General features: G+C 63.0%; 26 protein-coding genes. 14 read left to right on the top strand and 12 right to left on the bottom strand.

The window, feature by feature from the left end; genetic code table 11:
- Complete coding sequence (locus SM753_RS14830; protein ID WP_323192193.1) at window positions 1-789, top strand: enoyl-CoA hydratase/isomerase family protein; 789 nt, start codon at window positions 1-3, stop codon at window positions 787-789.
- 145 nt (window positions 790-934) lie between these two features.
- Entirely contained in the window at window positions 935-1,402 is a 468-nt protein-coding gene (locus SM753_RS14825) for a MaoC family dehydratase (protein WP_323192192.1), read from the top strand.
- Between the two features lie 3 nt (window positions 1,403-1,405).
- Here SM753_RS14825 and SM753_RS14820 read toward each other — a convergent pair whose 3' ends face one another.
- The 3 genes from SM753_RS14820 to SM753_RS14810 form a co-directional block, all read right to left on the bottom strand.
- The gene (locus tag SM753_RS14820) at window positions 1,406-2,221 is read right to left on the bottom strand and encodes an enoyl-CoA hydratase/isomerase family protein (protein WP_135535980.1); all 816 of its coding nucleotides are present in this window, start codon (window positions 2,219-2,221) and stop codon (window positions 1,406-1,408) included.
- Entirely contained in the window at window positions 2,221-3,105 is an 885-nt protein-coding gene (locus tag SM753_RS14815; protein WP_135535981.1) for a 3-hydroxyacyl-CoA dehydrogenase family protein, read from the bottom strand. Before SM753_RS14815 ends, SM753_RS14820 begins: the two co-directional genes overlap by 1 nt.
- A 93-nt stretch (window positions 3,106-3,198) precedes the next feature.
- Window positions 3,199-3,597, bottom strand: a complete 399-nt coding sequence (locus SM753_RS14810; protein ID WP_323192191.1) for a universal stress protein — start codon at window positions 3,595-3,597, stop codon at window positions 3,199-3,201.
- Window positions 3,598-3,729: 132 nt separating this feature from the next.
- Between SM753_RS14810 and SM753_RS14805 the strand changes: the two genes are divergently transcribed.
- Both SM753_RS14805 and paaK read left to right on the top strand, forming a co-directional pair.
- A complete protein-coding gene (locus SM753_RS14805; RefSeq protein WP_135535983.1) occupies window positions 3,730-4,341 on the top strand; it encodes a GNAT family N-acetyltransferase in 612 nt (203 codons plus the stop codon).
- A gap of 217 nt (window positions 4,342-4,558) precedes the next feature.
- A complete protein-coding gene (gene paaK / locus SM753_RS14800; protein WP_323192190.1) occupies window positions 4,559-5,845 on the top strand; it encodes a phenylacetate--CoA ligase PaaK in 1,287 nt (428 codons plus the stop codon).
- 126 nt (window positions 5,846-5,971) lie between these two features.
- On the opposite strand, the gene SM753_RS14795 is transcribed toward paaK, so the two are convergent.
- Entirely contained in the window at window positions 5,972-6,385 is a 414-nt protein-coding gene (locus SM753_RS14795) for a hotdog fold thioesterase (protein WP_138798764.1), read from the bottom strand.
- Window positions 6,386-6,579: 194 nt separating this feature from the next.
- Between SM753_RS14795 and paaA the strand changes: the two genes are divergently transcribed.
- The 6 genes from paaA to SM753_RS14765 all read left to right on the top strand — a co-directional run bounded on the left by paaA (window position 6,580) and on the right by SM753_RS14765 (window position 9,900).
- The gene (gene paaA / locus SM753_RS14790; RefSeq protein ID WP_323192189.1) at window positions 6,580-7,521 is read left to right on the top strand and encodes a 1,2-phenylacetyl-CoA epoxidase subunit PaaA; all 942 of its coding nucleotides are present in this window, start codon (window positions 6,580-6,582) and stop codon (window positions 7,519-7,521) included.
- A gap of 5 nt (window positions 7,522-7,526) precedes the next feature.
- On the top strand, window positions 7,527-7,841 hold the full coding sequence (gene paaB / locus SM753_RS14785; RefSeq protein ID WP_135535987.1) for a 1,2-phenylacetyl-CoA epoxidase subunit PaaB: 315 nt from the start codon (window positions 7,527-7,529) through the stop codon (window positions 7,839-7,841).
- Window positions 7,841-8,689: a 1,2-phenylacetyl-CoA epoxidase subunit PaaC gene (paaC, locus tag SM753_RS14780; protein ID WP_323192188.1), complete on the top strand. Its 849-nt coding sequence runs from the start codon at window positions 7,841-7,843 to the stop codon at window positions 8,687-8,689. The genes paaB and paaC overlap by 1 nt, the downstream gene beginning before the upstream one ends.
- A 1-nt stretch (window position 8,690) precedes the next feature.
- Window positions 8,691-9,131, top strand: a complete 441-nt coding sequence (gene paaD, locus SM753_RS14775; protein ID WP_323192187.1) for a 1,2-phenylacetyl-CoA epoxidase subunit PaaD — start codon at window positions 8,691-8,693, stop codon at window positions 9,129-9,131.
- Window positions 9,128-9,298: a 1,2-phenylacetyl-CoA epoxidase subunit PaaE gene (gene paaE / locus SM753_RS14770; RefSeq protein WP_202613910.1), complete on the top strand. Its 171-nt coding sequence runs from the start codon at window positions 9,128-9,130 to the stop codon at window positions 9,296-9,298. Before paaD ends, paaE begins: the two co-directional genes overlap by 4 nt.
- 83 nt (window positions 9,299-9,381) lie before the next feature.
- Window positions 9,382-9,900, top strand: a complete 519-nt coding sequence (locus SM753_RS14765) for a VOC family protein (protein WP_323192186.1) — start codon at window positions 9,382-9,384, stop codon at window positions 9,898-9,900.
- Here SM753_RS14765 and SM753_RS14760 read toward each other — a convergent pair.
- Complete coding sequence (locus tag SM753_RS14760; RefSeq protein WP_323192185.1) at window positions 9,884-10,345, bottom strand: MaoC/PaaZ C-terminal domain-containing protein; 462 nt, start codon at window positions 10,343-10,345, stop codon at window positions 9,884-9,886. The genes SM753_RS14765 and SM753_RS14760 overlap by 17 nt on opposite strands.
- 189 nt (window positions 10,346-10,534) lie before the next feature.
- On the opposite strand from SM753_RS14760, the gene SM753_RS14755 reads away from it, so the two are divergent.
- Complete coding sequence (locus tag SM753_RS14755) at window positions 10,535-11,170, top strand: helix-turn-helix domain-containing protein (RefSeq protein ID WP_135535992.1); 636 nt, start codon at window positions 10,535-10,537, stop codon at window positions 11,168-11,170.
- Window positions 11,171-11,187: 17 nt separating this feature from the next.
- On the opposite strand, the gene SM753_RS14750 is transcribed toward SM753_RS14755, so the two are convergent.
- From SM753_RS14750 to SM753_RS14720, 7 genes are all read right to left on the bottom strand, one after another.
- On the bottom strand, window positions 11,188-12,570 hold the full coding sequence (locus tag SM753_RS14750; protein WP_369335366.1) for an FAD-binding oxidoreductase: 1,383 nt from the start codon (window positions 12,568-12,570) through the stop codon (window positions 11,188-11,190).
- Window positions 12,571-12,714: 144 nt separating this feature from the next.
- The gene (locus SM753_RS14745; protein ID WP_323192183.1) at window positions 12,715-13,452 is read right to left on the bottom strand and encodes an ABC transporter ATP-binding protein; all 738 of its coding nucleotides are present in this window, start codon (window positions 13,450-13,452) and stop codon (window positions 12,715-12,717) included.
- Window positions 13,449-14,201 carry an ABC transporter ATP-binding protein gene (locus tag SM753_RS14740; protein ID WP_323192182.1) on the bottom strand — a complete coding sequence of 251 codons (753 nt, stop codon included), beginning with the start codon at window positions 14,199-14,201 and terminating at the stop codon, window positions 13,449-13,451. Before SM753_RS14740 ends, SM753_RS14745 begins: the two co-directional genes overlap by 4 nt.
- Window positions 14,198-16,150 carry an ABC transporter permease gene (locus tag SM753_RS14735; RefSeq protein WP_323192181.1) on the bottom strand — a complete coding sequence of 651 codons (1,953 nt, stop codon included), beginning with the start codon at window positions 16,148-16,150 and terminating at the stop codon, window positions 14,198-14,200. Before SM753_RS14735 ends, SM753_RS14740 begins: the two co-directional genes overlap by 4 nt.
- A gap of 8 nt (window positions 16,151-16,158) precedes the next feature.
- Window positions 16,159-17,409 carry an ABC transporter substrate-binding protein gene (locus tag SM753_RS14730; RefSeq protein WP_323192180.1) on the bottom strand — a complete coding sequence of 417 codons (1,251 nt, stop codon included), beginning with the start codon at window positions 17,407-17,409 and terminating at the stop codon, window positions 16,159-16,161.
- Window positions 17,410-17,474: 65 nt separating this feature from the next.
- Entirely contained in the window at window positions 17,475-19,733 is a 2,259-nt protein-coding gene (locus tag SM753_RS14725) for an LUD domain-containing protein (protein WP_323192179.1), read from the bottom strand.
- A complete protein-coding gene (locus tag SM753_RS14720) occupies window positions 19,730-20,233 on the bottom strand; it encodes an LUD domain-containing protein (RefSeq protein WP_138798758.1) in 504 nt (167 codons plus the stop codon). The genes SM753_RS14725 and SM753_RS14720 overlap by 4 nt, the downstream gene beginning before the upstream one ends.
- Before the next feature lie 130 nt (window positions 20,234-20,363).
- Between SM753_RS14720 and SM753_RS14715 the strand changes: the two genes are divergently transcribed.
- The 3 genes from SM753_RS14715 to SM753_RS14705 all read left to right on the top strand — a co-directional run bounded on the left by SM753_RS14715 (window position 20,364) and on the right by SM753_RS14705 (window position 23,436).
- Window positions 20,364-21,521 (top strand): thiamine pyrophosphate-dependent dehydrogenase E1 component subunit alpha, encoded by a 1,158-nt coding sequence (locus SM753_RS14715; RefSeq protein ID WP_135535998.1) that lies wholly within the window; start codon window positions 20,364-20,366, stop codon window positions 21,519-21,521.
- Between the two features lie 3 nt (window positions 21,522-21,524).
- Entirely contained in the window at window positions 21,525-22,493 is a 969-nt protein-coding gene (locus SM753_RS14710) for an alpha-ketoacid dehydrogenase subunit beta (RefSeq protein ID WP_323192178.1), read from the top strand.
- Window positions 22,494-22,677: 184 nt separating this feature from the next.
- Complete coding sequence (locus SM753_RS14705; protein ID WP_323192177.1) at window positions 22,678-23,436, top strand: IclR family transcriptional regulator; 759 nt, start codon at window positions 22,678-22,680, stop codon at window positions 23,434-23,436.
- Window positions 23,437-23,614 lie beyond the last annotated feature (178 nt).

The raw sequence follows: 23,614 nt of genomic DNA, 5'->3' as shown, positions 1-23,614 counted from the left end.
ATGACAGGAAACGAGTTCGACACGCTGGACGTATCGGTCGACGACGACGGGGTCGCGACGGTTCGCCTCGCGAACCCCCCGGTGAACGCGATCAGTCAGGAAGTAAGACACGAACTCGCGGACGCGGTCGACGTGCTTCGCGAGGACCATGTCCGCGTCGGTATCGTCACCGGCGACGCCGACGTGTTCTCGGTCGGCGCGGACGTGGGGCTGTTCGAGGAGGCGCGGGAGTGGACGACCGCCGAATTCCGGTCGAACTCGCGCGTCCTCGGCCGCGCGTTCGACGGGATCGAGACGATGGAGAAGCCGGTGATGGCCGCGATAAGCGGCACCTGCGTCGGCGGGGGACTCGAACTCGCGCTGGCCTGCGACGTGCGTATCGCCTCCCCCGACGCGAAACTCGGCTTCCCCGAGCACAACATCGGTCTCATCCCCGGACTCGGCGGATGCTCGCGTTTCGTCCATCTCGTCGGCCCCGGAAGGGCCAAGGACATGATCTTCTCGGGCGAACTGGTCGACGGCGACCGAGCCCGCGAGATCGGTTTGGTCGAACGGGTCGCGGACGCGCCCGAGGCGGCCGCCCGGGAGTACGCCTCGGACCTGCTCGGGCAACCGCCGCAGGCGCTTGGACTGGCGAAGCGCGCGGTCAACACCGCCCGCGACACGGACACGCAGACGGCCGGACTCGTCGAATCCCTCGCCCAGAGCACGCTCTTGAAAACGGCGGACCACGCCGAGGGCGTGAGCGCCTTCCGCGACGATCGCGACCCCGAGTTCACCGGGGAGTGATAGGGACTGTTGTAGTCTGTTCGGTCCTTTCGCCGGCACGGGCCAACAAATACCGGTACACGGGTACGAGAGTCCCTATGAGCCGTTTCAGCCCGATCGCCGGAGAATGGTAAGACGCTTCTGCTAGTGTGATGACGGTTCCCGCATGAACGGCGACGACGACGGACAGACCTATTTCGACGACATCGAAGCGGGAACCGTCGTATCGTGCGGGTCGACGACCGTTTCGGAGGACGATATCGTCGAGTTCGCCGAGCAGTTCGACCCGCTCGACATCCACACCGACCCGGAAGCGGCCGCCGCGAGCCAGCACGGGGGGATCATCGCCAGCGGCTACCACACGTTGTCGCTGTCCGTCCGCCTGCTCGTCGACGAGATCCGGAGCGAGCGGGCCGTCGTCGGCGGTCTGGGGATCGACGACGTCCGGTGGCACGAGCCGGTCCGCCCCGGCGACACGCTGACCGTCGAAAACGAGGTTCTGGACACGCGAGTGTCCGAGAGCAACCCGGAGACGGGGATCGTTCACGAGGCGATCACGGTGACGAATCAGGACGGCGTGACCGTCCTGTCGCTGGAAAACCGCGAACTCGTCGAACGGTCCGGCCCCGACTGACCGTTATTTCCCCTTCCACTCGGGGTCGCGGTCCTCGAAGAACGCGTCGATGCCCTCGTTTTTGTCTTCGGTCGCGAACAACTGGGCGAACAGTTCCGCCTCGTACTCGATGCCATCGTCCAGGTCCATCTTCGAGCTGGCCTGAACGGCGGTCTTGGCGATTTCCAGAGCGACGGGGCTCTTCTCGGCCATTGATTCGGCGAGGTCGTACACCTGTTCGTCCAGGTCGTCGTCCGGGTGGACCTCGTCGACGAGGCCGATGTCGGCGGCCTCCTCGGCGTCGATCAGTTCGCCGGAGAGGATCAGCCGCATCGCCTGCCCCTCGCCGACGAGGCGGGGGAGCCGTTGGGTTCCGCCGCCGCCCGGGATGATGCCGAGGTTGATCTCGGGCTGTCCGAGTTTCGCGCTCTCCGCGGCGATCCGCACGTCGCACGCCTGTGCGAGCTCGCAGCCGCCGCCGAGCGTGTGCCCGTTGAGCCGTGCGATGATCGGCTTCGAGAGGTTCGCCACGTGCTCGTAGATCCGCGGCCGCCTGCCCTGCTCACGCTGTTCGATGGAGTCCCGTTCGCGCAGTTCCGTCACGTCCGCGCCGGCGACGAACGCGCCGCCCTCCTCGTCCCCGGTGAGGACAACGACCTTGACGGAGTCGTCGTCTTCGACCGCCGACAGCACGGCTTCGAGTTCCTCGCGCAACTGGGTGTTGAGGGCGTTTCGTGCGTCCGGCCGGGACAGCGTCACGGTTGCCACCCGGTCGACGTGGGCTCCGACGGTCGCCGACACCGTCTCGAAGTCGGCGGCCGCATCTTCGACGTCCGCCATCAGTCGTCACCCCACTCGCCGCTGACGCCAACTATCTCACCGTCTTCCCAGACGTAGAACCCCTCACCGGTCTTCTTGCCGAGTTTCCCGGCGCGGACCTTCTGCTTGAGCAACTGCGGCGGTCGGAACCGCTCGCCGAGTTCTTCACGGAGGTATTCGAGGATGTCAAGACGGACGTCAAGCCCGACTACGTCGCCGAGTTCGATCGGCCCCATCGGGTGATTGTAGCCGAGTTCCATCGCGGCGTCGAGGTCGCGCGGTCCGGCGACGCCCTCCTCCAGCATCCGTACCGCTTCGACGCCGAGTGTCACGCCGAGCCGAGAGGACGCGAACCCGGCTGAGTCCCGAACTGTCACTGGCTCCTTTTCGATGGTCTCGACGAACTCCGTCGCGGCGTCGACCGTCGCCTCGTCGGTCTGTTCGGCGAGAACGATCTCGACCAGTCCCATGATGTGGACCGGATTGAAAAAGTGAAGCCCGATCGCTCTCCCGGGACGGTCGAGGGTGCTGGCTATCTCCGTCACCGACATCGAGGAGGTGTTCGACGCGATTACGGCGTCCTCCGGGGCGTGTGACGCGACGTCGTCGAACGTCTGTTGCTTGAGGTCCATGTCCTCCGGCACCGCTTCGACGACCAGGTCCGCGTCTGCGACCGCCGCTTCCAGGTCGGTCGTCGTCTCGATCCGGTCGAGGGCGTCCTCTTTCTCCGCGGCGGAGAGCTTTTCACGGTCGACGCCGCCCTGCAGGTTCGACTCGATCGACTCCATCCCGTCGGAGAGGATCGATTCGTCGATGTCGCGCATCGTGACGTCGTACCCGCCCGTCGCTGACACCTGTGCAATCCCGTGGCCCATCGTCCCCGCTCCGAGTACGGTAACACGCATCGTTTTCCCAGTGAACAACCACTCACATTAAGATTCCTCTCCGGGCGTCGCCGTCGTCGGAACGCGGTTTCGCCAAACAGTGCGTCTCCGCTCTCAGTTCTGGCTCTGTGCCCCGCAGACTAGTACGGGTCTGTCGGCGCTGAGGACGACGTCCTGGGTAACGCTCCCGAACAGCGCTTTCCCGGTCGGGGAGCGCTTGCGACCGCCGATACAGATCTGTTCGACGTCTAGGTCCTCCGCCTGTTCGAGGATCTGCGTCGCCGGGTCGCCGCTCGTCTCGACGGCCTGTACGTTGACGTCCAGCGATTCGAGCCGTTCCATCGCTTCCCGGACGGCCTCCACTTGATGGACCGACGCCCCCGACGGGTTGTCGGTGAACACGTGTAGCAGATACACCGTCACGTCGTCCGACAGGGCGGCGATATCTTCGACCGCATCCATCTGTGCGTGCATCTGATCCACTTCGTCCAGCGCTGCCAGTAGTTTAAACATACCGTTGTTTTCGGTTACTAGCCCAATAATTGTTCCCCTGTTCTTCGAGGTGGACGTTTCGGATCGGTACGAGACCGTTTCGGCGAACATGTTCCCCACAGCGCCCTTACCCGTTGGATTAGAAGTTCAGGTATGAGCGCTCGTCAGGCGGATTCGAAAACCGTCTGTAACGTCTGGGACAACTCCGACTGCGAGGGGACGCCGCTCTGTCCACCCCGCTGTCCACGGTTCACCGACAGCGAGGGCGTTCCGCTGCTGATACGCCCGTACCGCGACGAGGACCGGGAGTCGCTCGTCACCATGTACGACGAGATAGACTCCTACAGCCGAACGATGGGACTGCCGCCTACGACGGTTCCCCAGATCGAGGACTGGCTGGATAAACTCGCCGACGACGGGTGGAACCTCGTCGCAGTCGACGACGAGGTCGTCGGCCACGTCGGTGTGGCCCCGGCGGACGCGACCGACCCGAAGTTCGTCATCTTCGTCCACTCGGAGCATCAGGACAGAGGGATCGGGACCGAACTGGTCAAACACGTCATCGCCTACGCCGAGGACCGCGGTCACGACGCGGTGACGCTCGAAGTTTCGAAGGGGAACCGGCGCGCGATTTCGGTGTACGAGAACGTTGGGTTCTGCGTCGAGGAGCGGTTACGGTCGGACCTCGAGATGGAACTGTCGTTGGCGGACCCCGTCGCGGAACGCGTCCAGCGTCCCCCAGCGTTCCGAAGCGACGATATCTGACCCTCTCCGGACTGTCTCAGCCCTTTCGTTCTCACCGAGGATTTCATCCAGTCTGCGGGATCGTCCTCGACCGGACGACTGACCGTCACTTTAGTGGTAAATCGAGTTCGCCCGTACAGCTGTCAATATTCACCGGATCCATCCCGTGACATATCTCCACGGCGGTGGTTTGCCTACCCAATGATTTTTCATTAGGACCGGAGATGTACAACCGAGGATGATCTACAACCAGGTGGAAACGGCCCCGCGATCGGAACTGCGGGAGCTACAGGACCGGAGACTGCAGGAGACCGTCGAGAACGCGTACGAAAACGTCTCCTTTTACAGGGACGCCCTCGACGAGTCGGGTGTCGACCCCGACGACATCAGTGGCGTCGAAGACGTGTCGAAACTGCCGTTTACGACGAAAGAAGATTTCCGGGACGAGTATCCGGACGGCTTGTTCGCTGTCGACAACTCGGAGGTTCGGCGACTCCACGCCTCGTCGGGCACAACGGGGAAACCGAAGATCGTCGCGTACACCGACAGCGACCTCGACGTGTGGAGCGAAGTCGTCGCACGGAGCCTGGCAGCGGCGGGCGTCGAACCCGGGGACCTAGTCCAGAACGCGTACGGGTACGGCCTGTTCACGGGCGGCCTCGGTCTGCACCAGGGGATCGAGGAACTCGGCGCAACTGTGCTCCCGATCGGCGCTGGCGGTACGCAACGCCAGATCGAGATGATGCAGGACCTCGAAAGTGACGTGATAACGTGCACACCGTCGTACGCCCTGTATCTGGAGGAGACCGCCGAGGAGATGGGCGTCGACGTCGGCGACCTCCCGCTCTCGACGATAATGTTCGGGGCCGAACCGTGTACCGACCCGATGCGGGAGGCGATCGAGAGCCGTCTCGACGTGGACGGTATCGATCTGTACGGTCTGTCCGAGATCATCGGCCCGGGAGTCTCCTGTGAGTGCAACGAGGCTCAGGAAGGACTGCACGTCTTCGAGGACCATTTCTACCCCGAAGTGGTCGATCCGTCGACGGCCGAACCGCTCCCCGAAGGCGAGGAGGGCGAACTCGTGTTGACGACGCTGAGCAAGGATGCGCTCCCGGTGTTGCGGTACCGGACCGGCGATCTGACGACGCTCTCGTACGACGAGTGCGAGTGCGGGCGGACGACGGTTCGGATGGACAACGTGACGGGACGCACCGACGACCTGCTGATCGTCAGGGGGGCGAACCTCTACCCCAGCGAGATAGAGGACGTCGTCCTGAAGTTCGACGGCGTCGAGCCACAGTACCGCATCGACCTCTACGAGGAGAACAATCTCGACCGAATCGAGATCACCGTCGAACTCAGCGAGGATTTCGACGGGGATGTCGACCAGTTGCGTGGCGAAATCCAGGAACGACTCAAGAACGTCCTCGTGTTCTCCCCTGATTCGCTCGAACTCGTCGAGTACGGTGACATCGAGCGTACCGAAGTCGGCAAGGTCCAACGCGTCTACGACCACCGCTGACATCACGGGTTGCCGCGGGTTTCTTCGTTCGGTCGACTGCTACTGAGACTGTCGGCTGTAATTCCTTGCAGAATATCGGCTCCGGGGGTCCGATTCTCTTTCCGCAGTTACAGTTGACAGTATGACTTACTCCCCGTCCGACGAACCGGGCTTGTAAACCCTGCCGCGGAACGTGGCGATCGGGTCGTCGCCGGGACCGGTGACTTCGACCCTGTACTCGGCCGTTCGGCGGCCGTTGTACGTCTCTGTCGCCGTCGCGTCTAACGTCGTTCCCGTCTCGGTCATGTCGAGATATGAGATGTTCGTTTCCAGCGCGAACGCCGTCTCGCCGTGACTGTTCGACGCTGCGGCGAAGGCCGCGTCCGCTAACGAGTAGATCGCGCCCCCGTGAACGGTTCCGTGGAAGTTGAGATGGTTCTCGCCGACGGTCAGTTCGGTCCGTGCGTGGCCCGAGTCCATTTCGACGAGTTCGATCCCGAGCGTTTCACAGTACGGATCGCTCTCAGCGCGTGCTCTCATCGATTCGGGGTCGTCCGACATACACTGCCTCGTGGTCACACGGGGTGAAATAGGTACTGCTTGGGGAGATCTGTCCACGGGGCGTAGGCTCGGAACTCGTCGGATCGAGTCGGATTCCTCTTTGGATTGGCCCGGTACGCATCTGTCCATATATAAAGCCCGTTCATGTAGGGGTGAAACCCTATGGTTCATCCGTCCGTCCATAAGAGTAGACAATGAACATAGACGAAGTGAAAGAACGCGCCGGTCCGCGGGAGTTCAACCCCGGGGACGACCTGCCGGAGGAGTACCGCAAGGCGGCGACCCGCATGATCCAGTTCCACGCCAACAGCGAGATCATGGGGGCGTACCTGGAGCGACCGTTCATCCGCCAGTCGCCGAGTATAGACCGGAAGCTCGCGTTCAGCGCCAAGGTGCAAGACGAGATCGGCCACGGCCAGTTCCTCTACCGGGCCGCCGAATCGCTCGGCATCAAAACCCGCGAAGAGATGCTGGACGAACTGGCGAACGGGAAGGGGAAGTTCCTCAACTGCTTCCACTACCCGATGGAGAACTGGGCGGAGATCCCCATGATCGCCTTCTTCGTCGACGGCGCGGCCATGCGCCGTCAGGCGACGCTGAAACGCACCAGCTGGGAACCGTACGCCCACGCCATGGACAAGATCTGCTTCGAGGAAGGGTTCCACGTCAAACACGGCGAGTCGATCATGCGCGAACTGGCGACCGGCTCGAAGAAGGAACAGGAGATGCTTCAGGACGCCTTCGACGAGTGGTGGCCCCGCATCATCCAGTTCTTCGGCCCGTCGGACGACAAGTCCACCCACCACGACTTCGCCGCTGAAGTCGGGCTGAAGACGATGACCAACGACGAGCTCCGCAACGCCTTCCTCAACCAGTACCTGCCGAAGGCGCGCAAGTACAACCTGGAGATCCCGGACGAGCCGCGTATCCGCGAAAACGACGACGGGACGTTCGAGGTCGAAGAGGACGACCTCGACTGGGACGAGTTCTTCACTATCGCGAAAAACGACTACGAACCGGGCGTCGGTCAGATCGAGGGCCGTGCCAACGCACAGGAGGCCGTCGAGTGGGTTCGTGACGCGATCGAGGGAGACGACCAGCCGACGGCGGGCCACACGCCGACCGCAGCCGACTAACAACCATGATCTGGGAAGTATTCCGACAGAAGAAGACGGGCGAGTACCACACGCACTGCGGAAACGTCCACGCACCGGACCGCGAGATGGCGAAGCTGTTCGCGCAGATCCAGCACGGTCGCCGGAAACCGACCAACAGCCTGTGGGTCGTTCCGCAGGAGGAGGTCGGCGAAGTGGACGCCGAGGAAACGAGCTTCGGCGGGACGACCGACAAGTCCTACCGCTGGTCGACCGCCTACAACATCGAGCCGCCCGCCAAGGAAGTCGAGGAATCGGCGAACGAGCAGGCGGAGGCCGAACGCCAGCGGGGGGATAGCTAATGTCTTCGACTGCCGCCGCGCCGGTTGAGGACCTGGACGACGACCAGCGGGAAGCGGTGCAGCACCTGCTCTATCGCCTCGCCGACGACGAGTTCGTCGCCGCCGAGCGATACACGGAGTGGCAGGTCCGCGCGCCCACGCTGGAGTCGGACCTCGCCCTGTCGAACATCGCGCAGGACGAACTCGGTCACGCGAGGCTGTGGTACGACCTGCTACAGGACTTCGGCTACGACGAACCGGACCTCCTGTTCGAGCGCGATCCGGAGACGTTCCGCCACAGCACGATGACGGAACTGCCGTTCGAGGAGGGCGACTGGAGCGACGCTATCGTTCGGACGTACCTCTACGATGTCGCTGAAGACCTCCGACTGGAGGCGCTCGAAGACTCGTCGTACGGGCCGATCCGCGACCGCGTCGGGAAGATCCAGAGCGAGGAGGACTATCACCTCGAACACGCGGAGAGCTGGCTCGATCGGCTCGCCTCCGACGACGACGGTCAGCGTCGCCTTCAGGAGGCCGTCGACCGGCTGTTCCCGTACGCGCTGACTCTCTTCGAGCCGACGGACCCGGATGTCGAAGCCCGGATCGTCGACAACGAGTACCGGACCGAACCGCTCGACGAACTCGGCGAGGAGTGGCTCTCGAACGTCGTTCCGAAACTCGAAAGCTACGGGCTCGACGTTCCCATCTCCGAGGACGGGACGATCACCAGCGCCGACCTTCCCCCCGAGATCGGTCGAGACGGCAACCACACGGACGACTGGGAGGCCCTCTACGATGATTTCACCCAGACGTACCGCGACCTCGGCCGGACGGAGGCGACCACGCTCATGGAGGACCCGAGCTGAGATGAGTAGCGAGTTACCCTCCGACCCGGACGCTGACGCGACGCCGTGTCAGTACACGGAGTATCGCGAGGGTGGTGACGTCGAGGACCTTCCGGCGACGGGCGAGGACGCGGACGGGCTCGAAGCCGCCGTGTGGGACGTCCTCTACGAGATAGAGGACCCCGAGATGCCGATCAGCATCGTGGACCTGGGGCTGATCTACGGCGTCGATGCGACGGACGCCGCCGACGGTGACGGCTCGGACGTAACGATCGCGATGACGCTGACGTACACCGGCTGTCCGGCCCGGGAGATGCTGCTCTCGCAGGTCACCGACGAAGTCGGCGCGGTCGACGGCGTCGCGGACGCCTCCGTCCAGCTCGTCTGGAGTCCCGAGTGGACTCTCGAAATGGTCACGGAACAGGGCGAAGAGGACCTCAAGGAGTTCGGACTGAGCATATGAGCTGGGGAAACGACCCCTCCGTCCAGACCGACGGCGAGCACGAACCCGCAGAGTGCCCGTACTGCGGGTCAGAAAACACCGAGCGGGACCATCCGAAGGGCCCGTCGCTGTGCCGGTCGATGCATTTCTGTAACGACTGCGAGCAGCCCTTCGAGAAGATGGCGTAGGCCGGTCGGTATCTTGCTGTTTCGGCCTCGTCGGTCCGGCTGTCAGGGGAGCGTTTTTTATCGTCGCCGTGAACCGTTTCGGTATGAGTGACGTGCCGCAGATGCGCATGGACCACGTCGGTATCGCCGTCGAATCGATCGAAGACGGTGAGCGGTTGCTGTTCGCGCTCGGCTGTGAGAAGATCCACGAAGAGGAAAGCGATGACGGCCGATTCACGTGGGCGACGTACGTGCTCGGGGACGCATCCCGTCTCGAACTCGTCGCCCCGAAACCCGGAACCGAGTCGTTTCTGACGGCGTTTCTCGAAGAGAAGGGGCCGGGACTGCACCACATCACGCTGGAGGTGGCTGATATCGACGCCGCTGTCCGCGGACTAGAGGCACAGGGGTACCAGATCGTGGACAGGGCGGCGTTCGACCACTGGGCGGAGGCGTTTATCTCTCCCAGTAACCCGACGGGAGCGCTCATCCAGCTAATGGAGTATTTCGACGGGTACGCCGAGCACAGACCGGCAGGCGAGAGGCTCTTCGTGGACGGGAAACCGCTCGCCGTTGGCGGCGAGGCAGGTGAAACGGATGGCTCGGTTAGTTCCGACTCTTGATGAGGAACTTCATGTCGCCCTCGAAGACGACGGTGTCTTCCTGATTCGTCATCGTGGAGTCTATCACCACGAGGCCGGAGTCGTCGCGGCTGGAGATCTCGCGGGCGTCTTCGACTTCCATCTCCAGCGAGACGGTGTCGTCGACGAACACCGGGTTCGGAATGTCCATGTAGTTCATGCCGAGGAACGCGAGCACCGTCCGTTCGAGGAAGCCACAGCGGTAGACCAGACCCGTCGCGAGCGAGAACGTCATCGGACCGTGAGCGACGCGTTCGCCGAAGTTTCCGTCCTCGGCGTACTCCTTGTTGGTGTGGAGTTCCGTCCAGTCCCCCGTGACCATCGAGTGCGTTACGAAGTCCGTTTCGGTGACCGTTCTCCCGACGCTCTGGAACGTCTGGCCCACCTCGAAGTCCTCGAAGTGGTGTGGTTCGTAGCTGTATGTCACGTATGAAACTCACTATCGTTGCACATATAATTTACTCTGTCACGCCCCGAACACGGGAACTGACTGCGGTTTACAGGCCTCGAACCTGGCGAAGAGAGATCACTTAAACCGTTCGCTCGCAGTTACCACAGCAAAACACCCCTAACATGTGGTCCATTTAAGTGTTCGCGGTCCGCTCGAACAGACAGGATGATCGAGGAGTGCTTGATGGTCGAGTTCCGCATCGAGGGCGACGAATGCCCGCTCGCCGAAGCGAGTCGGGCCACGGATACGGTCATCACCGCGAGGCCTCCCCAACTCCGCGCGGACGGCAACGTTCTCCTCCAGTTCAGCGCGGACCCGAACGACCAACTTTCGGAGCGACTCGACGGTGACGACAGGATCCGCTATCTCCACCGCTCCCGAACGGAGACCTGCGACAACTTCCGCTGTCTCTCCAAGGACCCCTGTATCGTCCACGAGTTAATCAGCGCAGGGCTCCTGGTCGAATCGATACGATACCAGCCCGAGGGGGCGCTGCTCATCGGTGTCGTCGTCGGCTACGACGTTCTCAACGGCGTCATGGAAACCGCGGGCGAGACGGTGGGCGTCAGTCTCGAACGCGTCTACCCGCTCCGTACTGACGACGAGCCAGTTGCCAAACGGTGGGACCTCACACCCGCCCAGATCGAGAGCATTCAACGCGCCGTCGAGATGGGGTATTTCACCGTTCCGCGGGAGGCGGACGCGGGCGACGTGGCAGACGCGATCGGGATCAGCAAATCCGCGTTCCTCGAACGTCTCCGCCGGGCTCAGGCCTCCCTGTTCGAGGACCTCTTTACGTAGCCTACGTCACACGTGACTTACTCCGAGGGGAATATCTTCCCCGGATTCAGTATCCCGTTCGGGTCGAAGGCCGTCTTGATGCGTCGCATGAGGTCGACCGTCCCGTCGGTGTACTCCTCGGGGAGGTACTTCTGTTTCCCCATTCCGACGCCGTGTTCGCCGGTCGACGTTCCGCCCAGTTCGATGGCGTGGCGGACGATCTGTTCGTCGACCCGCTCACCGAGTTCACGGTGTTCTTCGTCCCCCTCTCTGACCATGACGGTGTAGTGAATGTTCCCGTCGCCGGCATGGCCGAAACTGGGGATCTCGAGGTCGTGTTCCGTCTCTAGCTCCGAGATATAATCGATCAGGTCGGCGTACTTGCTAATGGGCACGGTTACGTCCCCCGAAGTGAGCATCTCCAGGTCCGGGTCATAGTGTTTCAATGCCGACGCCATCTCTTCCCGGACTTCCCACAGTTCGTCCATCTCCTCACCGGACTCCGTGATCTCGACCTCGGACACGTCGTACTCGTCCAAGATAGACCGGAAGAACGCGACCTCGTCCTCGATGTTGTGGTTCTTGTGGAACTCGACGAACGCCATCGGCGCGACCGGCATGTCGGCGTCGAGATACCGGTTCGCCATCGCCGCGCTCAACTCGTCGATAAGTTCGATCTTCGCGACGTCGACCCCCCACTGAACCGCGTCCGAGATGGCCGCTGACGCCTCCGTCCTGTTCTCGAATACGACCCGGCCGCCCCATATCTGTTCGGGGAGGCCGGCGAGTTCGAGCGTCGCCTCGGTCACGACGGCGAGGGTGCCCTCGCTCCCCACGAGGAGGTCCATCAGGTTGTAGCCCGCGGAGGTCTTGGCCGCCGTACTCCCCGTCTCGATCACCGTTCCGTCGGCGAGGACGGCCTCGAGTCGGAGCACCCAGTCGTGGATCTCGCCGTATTTGACCGTCTGCATCCCGCTCGCGTCGTTGGCGATCATCCCACCGATCGTAGATATCTTTCCAGACGACGGAAGCGGCGGGAAAAACAGCCCGTGGTCTCCGGCGAGTTCGTCGATTTCAGACCCGAGCAAGCCGGGTTGGACGTCGATCTGGAAGTCTTCCGGCCTGATGTCGAGGATCCGGTCCATCTTCGTCATGTTGAGGCTGATTCCCCCTTCGACCGGGACCGCGTGACCCTCCAGGCTCGTCCCCGCGGCGTACGGTGTTACGGGCACGCTCCGCTCGTTCGCCGCCGCCAACACGCTCGATACGTCCTCGACCGATTCGGGCCACACGACGACGTCGGGCAGGCTCTCTCCCCCGTCCAGCGTTCCCCAGTCACTGCTGTGGTCCTCGCGACTCTGTCGATGCGTGGAGATCTGGTCGTCCTCCAGCGTCGTGTCGTACAGGAAGTCGAACCCCATGTGGTTCTCTAGCACCGTTCGACCCTATTTATTTCGTTCGGTCAGGACAGCCGCGTGATTCGACGGAGACGGCGCTCGAACGGGCGGAAAATCAGCGAACGACTGCGAGTACGAAACGACACAGCCGGCAAAAAAACAGTGGGATCAGTCCTGCGGTTCGTCGAGGGTCGCGCCGACGCCCAGGTGCTTTTCCTGCACTTCCCGGTCGCCTTCGAGGGCAGCCGTATCGCCTTCGAAGACGATCTGGCCCCTGTCTATCACGTAGTGGCGGTCGGCCGTCTCCATGGCCGCGTGGACGTTCTGCTCGACGAGCAGGATCGTAACTCCCTCATCGCGGATCCTGTCTATCACGTCGAGAACGTCCCGGACGATCTGCGGCGCGAGACCCTCGCTCGGTTCGTCGAGAAGGAGCAGTTCCGTCTCTCCCACCAGCGCGCGGGCAATGACGAGCATCTGTTGTTCCCCGCCGCTCAGGTGCGAGGCCGACTGTGACTGCCGTTCGCGGAGTCGCGGGAACACGTCGTACACCTCGTCGATAGTGTAGATCCCCTCGCCACCGGACCGCAGGTCGCCCATGCGGAGGTTCTCGTCGACCGTCAGGTCTGGAAACGCCTGGCGGTCCTCGGGAACGTACTGGATGCCGCGCTGAACCCGCTCGTGGTCCGGGAGGTGCGTCACGTCCTCGCCGTCGAAGGTGACGGTCCCGCGGGTCGGTTCGAGGACGCCGACGATGCTTCGTAGCGTCGTCGTCTTGCCGGCCCCGTTGCGGCCGACGAGCGAGACCACCTCGCCCGGACTGACCTCCATCGAGACGCCGCGGAGGATGTGGCTCTCGCCGTAGGAGGCGTGTACGTCCTCCAGCGAGAGTAACGGGTCGGTCACGAGAACACCCCTCCCAGATAGGCCTCCTGTACGGTTTCGTCGTCCTGTATCGCCTCCGGCGGCCCTTCAGCGATGACCCCGCCGTCTTGCAAAACGGTGATGCGGTCGGAGACGTTCATCACTATCTCGAGGTCGTGTTCGATGAGCAGTACCGTGAAGTCCCGGTCGGCGGCGAGTCGTTGTACCATCTGCATCGTAGAGTTCGTGTCTTCGGACCCCATTCCCGCGGTCGGTTCGTCGAGCAACAGCAGTTTTGGGTCGTTCGCGACCGCGAGCCCTATCTCTAGCTTGCGCCGGTCGCCGTAGGCGAAGTCGGACGCGCGCTGGTGCGCGCGGTCGTCCAGTCCGATGTCCGCCAACACGTCCATCGCTTTCCCGTGGACTTCCGAGAGGCCGTCCGCGTCACGTAGCATCGAACTCCGGCGGGAGTCGTCGACCTGCGCGGCGACCTGAATGTTTTCGAGGGCGGTGAGTCCGCCGAATACGTCTGTGATCTGGAAGGAGCGGGACATCCCCCGCTGAGCGATCTTGTGAGACGCCATACCCGTGATGTCCGTCCCGTCGAACCGGATCCGCCCGTCGGTCGGCGGTTGCATCCCGGTTATCAGGTCGAACAGCGTCGACTTTCCGGCGCCGTTCGGACCGATGATCGACCGTATCTCCCCGGCCGAGACGGAGAGTTCGACGTCGTCGACCGCGACGAGGTTGCCGTACTTCTTCGTCAGGTTCTCCGTTTCGAGGATCGTCACTCGTTCTCACCCTCTTTGGCCGCGGTCTGTTCGTAGTCCGCGATGTCGATCTCGTCGGAATCACCGAAGAGACGGCTCCGAGCGTCGCCGGTCGACTTCGAGATCACGCGCGGGAGACTGGCGATCCCACGCGGTGCGAACATGACGATGAGGACCAGAAACAGTCCGAGGAGGAACCGCCACCCCGGGATGTACGCCGAGAGTCCTTCGCTGATGCCGATGAACACGGCCGCGCCGATCATCGGCCCGAACAGGGTCCCCATACCGCCGAGCATCATGGCGATAACGGCGTCGCCCGAGATGACCCAATGCAGGGTCTCGGGACTGACGAACCACTGGTAGCCTGCGAAGAGCGACCCCGCGATACCGCCGATGGTCCCCGAGAGGGCAAACGCCCGACGCTTGAACTTGTTCGTGTCGTACCCAAGTGAGGCGGTCCGTCGCTCGCTCTCGCGGATGGCCTTGACGACGCGACCGAACGGCGAGTCGAGGATCCGGACCGAGAGCGCGTACGTCCCGACGAGGATGGCGAGCGTGAGGTAGTAGAACACGACCGTGTCGCCGAGGTTGATGCCGAACATCTGCGGAATCGGCATGATCAACCCGTTAGCGCCGCCAGTGACCTCGCTCCAGGTTACGCCGATCTGGTGGAACAGTTCGGCGAACGCGAGCGTGATCATGGCGAAGTACACTCCCGTCAGCCGGATAGAGAGCGCGCCGATACCCCAGGCGATGACGCCGCAGGTGACCGCCGCAAGCAGTAGCGCAACCGGGAACAGGTCGGTGTAGTGGATCGTGGTGAGCACGGTCACGTACGCGCCGACGCCCCAGAACGCCGCGTGGCCGAACGACAGCAGTCCCATGTAGCCCATCACGATGTCGAGGCTGAGCGCCAGTAGCGCCCAGACGAAAATGAGCGAGAGCAGGCCGACGTAGTACGACGACCAGACGATGCCGATGCCGAGCGGAACGAGCATGAGCACGGCGATAGCTGCCAGGCCCGTCTTCGACGTAACCCGGACGGGCGGGATAACCTCGTCGAACGAGACTTTCGTGGACGCCTGGCGCACCTTGTACTCGCCGAGCAGTCCCTGCGGGCGAACGAGCAGTACGGCGATCATCAGGAGGTAGACGGAGAACCCAGTCAGTTCCGGCACGAGGAGGTTCCCGAGCGATTCCACGAGTCCGATCAGTATCGCGGCGACGACTGAGCCGCGGAAGCTACCCAGTCCGCCGACGACGACGGTGATGAACGCGACGATGAGGATCGAGTCACCCATCGACGGCGAGACGCTGAGAAACGGTGCGGCGAGAACGCCGGCGGCCCCCGCAAGCGCCGCTCCGAGGGCGAACACGAGCGTGAAGTAGTTCGACACGTCGATCCCGAGCAGTCGGACGGTCCCCGGGTTCTGTGCCCCGGCGCGGACGATAAGTCCGAAGTCAGTGAACTTGAACAGGCCCCAGACGAGCAGCGCGACGCCGACGCCCGCGGCGATGAGAAAGAGCTTGTATATCGGATAACTGATCGATAGCATGCTCATTTCCATCGTAGCCGTGCCCGCGAGGATAGCGGGCGTCGAGAACTGTTGGGGCTGAGGTCCCCAGACGTATTTGACTCCCTCCGTGATCATCAGCATCGCGCCGAACGTCAGGATGATGTGATAGAGCGGGTCACGGTCGTATATGTGGTGTAGCGTGAGACGCTCCATCACCGCTCCGACGACGCCGACCAGTATCGGCGCGATAAGCAACGCGAGCCAGAAACTCCCCGTGACGCCGATCACCGAGAGCCCGAGGTACGCGCCGAGCATGTACAGCGCGCCGTGAGCGAAGTTGATGATGTCCGTCATTCCGAAGATCACGGACAGCCCGGCGGCTATGAGGAGATACAACACCCCCAGGGTGAGTCCGTTCAGCAACTCCGTGACGAACAGGCTTGGACTGATCATGTACCTGTTCAGAAGTTACAACCGGTTTCCTCGCATGGGAGCATCGTATCTTCTGCAGAGACGGTCCGCATAACATCGATAGAGGGCCAGTCGTGCTGGTCGGGTTCGACTATCTCGCCCACGTTGTACGGACGGACCGCCTGGTGGTCACAGTCCCGGAACTGCGTCGGGCCCATCGGGGAGGTGAAATCGATCGACGGCAACTCGTCGATCACGTCGTCTGGATCGGCGGAGTCCGCCGAGTCGACGGCGTGGGCGTACATGAACATGTGCGTCCACGAGACGTGCGCGAAGTTGTCCGGGGGCTGGTCCCAGCGGTCCGTGTAAAGGTCGACGAACTCCTTGTTCTCCGGAGAGTCGTACCCTTCGAAGTACCGGACGGCCGAGTACGTCCCGACCGAGGCCTCCGGGGCGGCCCTGCGGATGAACTGGAACGAGTTCACCGGACTGACGATCGTCATCTCGTCTTTGAGTCCGTGGCTGTTGGCTTGCTTGAGGAACTGCACGGCGTCCCCGCCGTTGAGTCCGGTGACTACCCAGTCTGCGTCCGAATCGGACATCTGGCTGATGTAGGTGGAGAAGTCGGTCGCGCCCAGTTCGCTCGTCGTCTCCCCTTCGATGTTCACGTTGCCGTTTGCGGACTTTGCCTGTGATTTCCACGCCTCGGCGACGCTGTTCCCCCAGAGGTAGTCCGCGTTGTGTACCCAGATGTCAGTTCCGAAGTTCTCGACCGCCCAACTCGCCGCTGCGGTCGCCGTCTGGCTCGCTCGGGTCTCGTAGCGGAACGTGTTCCGCGTACAGGAGTCCATCGTGATCTCGTCCGCCGCGATGTCCGGGAAAAACGGTACGTTCCGCTGCTCGGTGTACGATTGAACCGCGGACCCCGCCGCGCTCGAGATAGTGCCACAGACGACATCGACGTTCTCGTTCTCTACGTACCGTCGGGCGATCTGCCGAGCGGTCTGGGGGTCGGCCTGCGTGTCCTCGTGCAGGCCTTCTATCTCGATGTCGATGTCGTCGCTGTCGTTCAACTGTTCTATCGCCAGTTTCGCACCCTGTTCCTGATATTCGGCGAGACCGCTGTACGGGCCCGTGTGGGGGTACAGCCATCCCACGGTGACGGTGTCCCCGTCACTGCCCTCGTTTGTGAGACAACCCGTGACTCCCACGAGACCCGTCGTCCCGGCCGCGGCGGTAGCTTTCAGAACGTCGCGTCGTCGCGGAGACGATCCGCACTCTGTATTCCTCTTTTCAGCCATGCTAAAGGTAGTGTGTTCCCTCCACAAATATAGCTTTGGGTGAGAATAACACCCCACCCCGGAAGTTACCGTCTTCGGTCAGCTATCCGGTCGACTTCGGGAGAAATAATTTGGACCGGATGGGCGCTTCGACGCTCGAACAGCGAGTTCATCTGGTCGGCACAGGAGGTTCCGCTGGCGAGGAGGAGACGCCCGTCGGCTTCCGGGGACGTGAACTGGTCGCGGAGGTCCGCTCCGACGGCCACGCTCAGGTCGTAATACTCCGTCTTGTAGCCGAAACTACCGGCCATCCCGCAACACTCCACGTCGGACGTGATCACGTCGTAGCCGACCGCCTCCAGCACTGCGACCGTATGCGCTTCTAGTCCGAGTGTCCGCTGCTGGCAGTGACTGTGGTACGCGACGCCGTTTCGGGCCGCTTCGGTCGGCGTCTCGTCCGCGTTCGGCCCGGCCAGGTCGTCGGCGTCGGCTCCGTTCTCCAGTAAACCGTAGACGTATTCCATGACCTCGTAACTGTTTTCGGCCACCCGTTCGGCCGCCGTCTCGGGAAGCAGGCGGTCGTACTCCCCCCGGAACATTGCCAGGTCGCTCGGTTCGATAACGACGATATCTCTGCCGGACTCGATCACCGGACCAAGCGACTCGTACACCGCCTTTGCTTGCTCCGTTGCGGTTTCTATCATGCCCTGCGAGAGCGGTGCCCGTCCGCTTCCGCAGGCGTCAGGTACGGTGACATCGACACCGAGTGCCTCCAGAGTCCGGACTGCCGCCTTGCCCCGCTCGACGTCCACGTAGTTCGTGTACACGTCCGGATAGAGCGCGACCGTCCGCCCGGTGTCGTCGGGGGCCGCCGCATCGCGCTGGTGAAACCAGTCTCGGAACGTCTCGCGTCGAAACCGCGGAAGGTCCCGACGGCGGTCGACGCCGGCGACCCGTTCGAGCGCGATCCGGGCCGGCGTCGAATCGGCGACCGCGTTCGACAGCGGCGCGGTCCGGCTTCCCCACGCCGCGAGTCGCTCGAAGTTGCCGAACAGCCGCTTTCCGAGGTCGAGCCCTGCGGACTCGTCGTCGGGAGACAGCCCCTCGACAAGGTGGTCGAACGTCGAGGCGTCGGCACCGCGGTTCAGCCGGTCCCGGACTACCGTGTTGATCCAGGGGATGTCGATCTTCACGGGACAGGCCTCGACGCACCGTGAACAGCCGGTACAGAGGTCGTTGAACTCTGCCGCGCTGTCCATGCCGTGGACGCCGGCCTCCCAGCCGGTGGCAATTCCGCCGCTGTAGGTCTCCCCACCGAACGCGTGGCCGCCGACCTGCTGGAAGTTCGCGCAGGTGTTCGCACAGGCCCCGCAACGCACGCAGTACAGCGTTTCGCGCAGTTCGTCGTCTTCTCGCATCTCGGTCCGGCCGTTGTCGAGCAGAACCAGATGGAACTCCCGGTCGTCCGGACCCCCGAAGCCGGGTGCATCGGGATCGTCGAAGTCGATAGCCGGCGTGTCGACCGGTGGGGTCAGAAGAGAGAGGTAGGCCGTGATGTCCTGGCCGGCACCCGCCGGGCCGATGAGATTCAGAAACGGCGGGAGGTCCGCCAGACTCGGCAGTAGCTTCTCGACGCCCGCGACCGCGACGTGTGTCTCCGGCGTCACCGCGCACTTCCGGGCGTTGCCCTCGTTCGTCACGAGCGCTATCGTTCCGGTGTCGGCGGTGACGAAGTTCGCGCCGGTCAGACCGATGTCGGCCTCCGCGATCCGCTCCTCGAGGTAGTCGCTGGCGAACGCCGTTAGTTCCTCGGCGGTCCGAAGCGGTTCGTCCAGGTCGAAATGTCGTTTGAACAGGTCGGCTATCTCCGAACGGGACTTGTGTATCGCCGGCGCGGCGATGTGGCTCGGCGACTCGTCCGCGATCTGCAGGACGAACTCCGCCAGGTCGGTTTCGTAAGTGTCCACCCCGGCGCGTTCGAGGTGTTCGTTGACGTCGATCTCCTCGGTAGTCATCGATTTGCTCTTGACCGCCGTGCCGGCGTCGTTCCCGCGAGCCACTTCGCGGAGATACTCGTTGGCGTCGGCCGCGTCCTCGGCGAGGTAGACGGATCCGCCGTTGCTCTCGACTGTCTCCCGTACCTGCTCGATCAGTTCGGGGAGGCGTTCAATGGCGTCTTCCTTGATCCGGCGGGCTTCCGACCGGTACGCCTCCGTGTCGTCCATCTCGGCGTAGCGGCGGTAGCGACCCTCGTTGAACGGGGTGACGTTGGCCTGGACCTGTTCGCCTTCCGTGCGGAGGAGTTCGCTGATGCGGTCCGCCGTCCTCCGGGAGTCCTCGCTCATCGGTCCTCCAGAACGATCACGCGGACTGATTCGGGACCGTGTGCGCCGTACACGACTGAGCCCATATCCGCGGTCCCGCTCGGCCCGGTCGCGAAGACGGCGCTCGTGAGGCCGTCGGCGATACCCTCCGAGAGTTCTCCGACGGCTTCCGCGAGCGAGTCCACGATGTCGCTCGCGGCGAGGACGCCGACGTGGATATCCGGGTAGAGGCTGACCTGTTCGGCCCCGTCGACGCCGGAGGGGATCACCACCGATCCGTACTCGGCAACAGCGGGACCGACCGGCGTCACGCCCGTTCGAGCGTCCGAGAGGGCGGACGGTGACGGGTCGGTCTCGACTGGGTGGTCGGTTAACGACAGGTCCCGGAACGGGAGCGAAACCCCCACAGCCGGCCGTTCGAGACACTGTTCGAGTGCCTCGTCGAACCCGTCCGACGACACTCGGTCGACCGCGGCCGGGAGGTCGGCCAGCGACTGTTCGAACGTGTCAATAGTCGTCATGCTCTTACTGCTATCCTCGCCCGCTAGGTTGTAACGTTTTCCCCGGGCGGAGGTATCGCCTCCGATAGTATCGGATATATTAAACAACTGTCAAGCTTTATAACCCTTCTCGACAAGGCGTCAGTAGCGCATGAACGAGGATCCGCGGCCAGCGCCAGCGAGACCGATCTCCGCCGATGCGGAAACGGTCTCGCAGGACGACGTAGACGTGGACACGTACAGAATACTCGAACCGGACGGCTCCTACGACGCCGAACGGTTGCCCGACCTCGACGACGAAACGTTCCGAGAACTCTATCGGTGGATGGTTCTCCAGCGGGTGTTCGACAACCGGGCGACGAAACTCCAGAGACGGGGCAAACTCGGCACGTACGCCTCCGGCCGGGGACAGGAAGCCAGCATCATCGGGAGCGCGTTCGCCCTTTCCGACCAGGACAGGATCTTTCCGTACGGACGGGAGGCCGGCACGCTCCTAATACACGGCCTCTCGATGCGGGACCTCCTGCTGTACTGGCGCGGACTGGAGGACGCGTCCCGAATGGACGGCGCGAACTCGTTCGGCGTCGCCATCTCCATCGGGTCGCACGTCCCGGTCGTCACGGGGACTGCGTGGGGAATGAAACTCGACGACGCCGACTCCGTCGCGTTCGCCAACCTCGGCGACGGTGCAACGTCTACCGGGGCCTTTCACGAGGGGATCAATTTCGCTGGCGTACTCGACGCGCCCGCCGTGTTTTTCACGCAGAACAACCAGTACGCCATCTCGCTCCCGTTCGAGGAGCAGACCGCCGCCGACACGGTAGCCCAGAAGGCGCTCGGATACGGGATCGACGGTATCCGTGTCGACGGCAACGACGTTCTCGCGGTGTACAACGCAGTTTTGACTGCACGCGAGAACGCGATGGATGGCACGCCGACGCTAGTTGAGGCCGTCACCTATCGCCGGGCCGCCCACACGACGAGCGACGACCCCTCGCGCTATCGCGAGCGGTCCGAAGTCGAGGAGTGGGAGAAACAGGACCCGCTAGAGCGCTACCGCGAGTTCCTTCAGTCGGAGGGGCTGTTCGAGGCGATAGACGAGGAGGCGGTTCGCGAGGAGATAGACGAGATGTTCGACGACGCCGTCGCGGCCGCCGACGAGTTCGCCGAGCGGGACGTCCGGGAGATATTCGAGCATCTCCACGAGGAGATGCCTCCGGAACTCCGTCGACAGCTATCTGAGTACGAGGAACTGCTGGACGAACGACCGGACATGTACGAGCACATCGAGCAGCGCCCCAAGGGGTGAACCATGCAGGCAACGATAATCGAAGCGATAAACGACGCTTTGCACGAGGAGATGGCCACCGACGACCGCACGCTTGTGTTCGGTCAGGACGTAGCGGAGTCCGGCGGTGTTTTCCGCGCGACCGAGGGCCTCCAGGAGACGTTCGGCGGGGACCGCGTTCTCGACACGCCGCTCTCCGAGATCGCTATCGTCGGCGCGGCGATCGGTCTCGCGACGTACGGATACCGGCCGGTCGCCGAGATCCAGTTCTCAGGGTTCCTTCCGCCGGCGTTCGACCAGCTAGTCACTAACGCGAGTCGGATACGCTGGCGGACCCGCGGTGAGCTCACGGCACCGATGACCGTTCGTACCCCCTACGGTGCGGGCGTCCGTGCGCTCGAACACCACTCCGAGAGCCTCGAAGCCGTGTACAGCCACATCCCCGGACTGAAGGTGGCCGTTCCGAGCACCCCACACGACGCGAAAGGGATGCTGATCAGCGCCATCCGCGACCCCGACCCCGTGCTGTTCATGGAACCGAAACACGTCTACCGGTCGTTCCGCGAGGAAGTCCCCGATGGGACGTACACCGAACCGCTGGGCGAGGCCGCAGTCAGGCGGGAGGGCGAAGACGTCACCGTGATCGCCTGGGGTGCGATGATGCACAAGACGCGCGAGGCCGTCGACAATCTCGACGGGATCGACGTCGAACTGATCGACCTCCGTTCGATCTCACCGCTCGACCGGGAGACGGTGGTCCAGTCGGTGAAAAAGACCGGTCGGTGCGTCGTCGTCCACGAGGCCCCGAAAAGCGGCGGGTTCGCCGGAGAACTCATCGCCACGATAAACGACGAGGCGTTGATGTTCCTCGAAGCGCCAGTCGAACGGGTGACCGGGTTCGACGTTCCGGTTCCACTGTTGGCTATGGAGGACTTCTACATCCCCCAGCCCCCCCGTATCGAGGAAGCTATCTCGGAAACCGTCAACTACTGACGGCACTCTCCCGCCGACGACACGTCTACTCTTCGCCCTCGCTTGCCTAGTGGGTCTGCCTAGCCTTCTCGAAATTGGATTCTCCGTGAACTCTGGTACCGATCCACATCACCTTTCACCTGTACCGTACGGTCGTTTACTATCATCGAAAAGTATATCTCCGTATTCAGCATAAATAACTATCATGGATACGGATTCGAAAACTATCGGGGCTGTCGAACGCTCGTTCGACATCGTCGAAGTCATCCAGCGCCGCGGACCTATCGGCGTCTCCGAGGTCGCAGACGTGGTTTCGTTGCCGAAAAGTACCGTCTACACGCATCTGAACACGCTCACCTCGGCAGGATATCTGATCAAGGAAGACGGGTTGTACAGATTGAGTTGCCAGTACCTCCAGCTCGGAGCGACAGTACAGCACAGTATTGACCTGTATCGCCAGGGGAAAGAGGAGGTAGACGAACTCGCGGCCGAGGTGGAGGAACGGACGAACCTCGTCATCGAGGAGAACGGCTTGGGGACGTGCGTGTACGCGACGAACTCTAGCAATTCGACGCAGGCGTACATGAACCTCGGTGAACAGCGTCCGATGCACGCCACGGCCACCGGGAAAGCCATTCTGGCTCATCTCCCCGTCGACAGAGTCGACGATATCGTCGAGCGCCACGGTCTGGAGGGGTTTACGGAACAGACGATCACCTCCCGGGACGGTCTGGAAGAGGAGTTAGCCGAGATCCGCGACGCCGGTATCTCGTTCGACAACGAGGAAAGCGTCGACGGCCTGTGTTGTATCGCTACTCCCGTTATCGTCGACGATCACCCCCTCGGTTCTATCAGCGTCTCCGGCCCATGTAGCCAGTTCAAACGACCTGATCGCCGAGATGAGCTCTGTGAGGCCCTGCGTAATGCGGCGAACGTCATTCAACTCGACTTTATGCTCACCTGAGCCGGGGCCTTCGTTCGATCCGGACTGACAGTTTATCCGTCTCACGGGCCGTTCTTTGCTTCGGTGGTCGGGATTCCTCCTGATTTTCGCCTCGTCGTTACAGATGTAGTATTGTAATCGCGCTCCGGCCCACGCTACTTGCTTTCAGCTACATCTGTCCTCCTCTGTAAAACGTCCG

It is taken from the genome of Halostella sp. PRR32, from assembly GCF_034808085.1.
In the GTDB taxonomy this organism is placed as follows: Archaea; Halobacteriota; Halobacteria; order Halobacteriales; family Natronoarchaeaceae; genus Halostella; species Halostella pelagica.
This window is presented reverse-complemented; position numbering and strand designations above follow the sequence as displayed.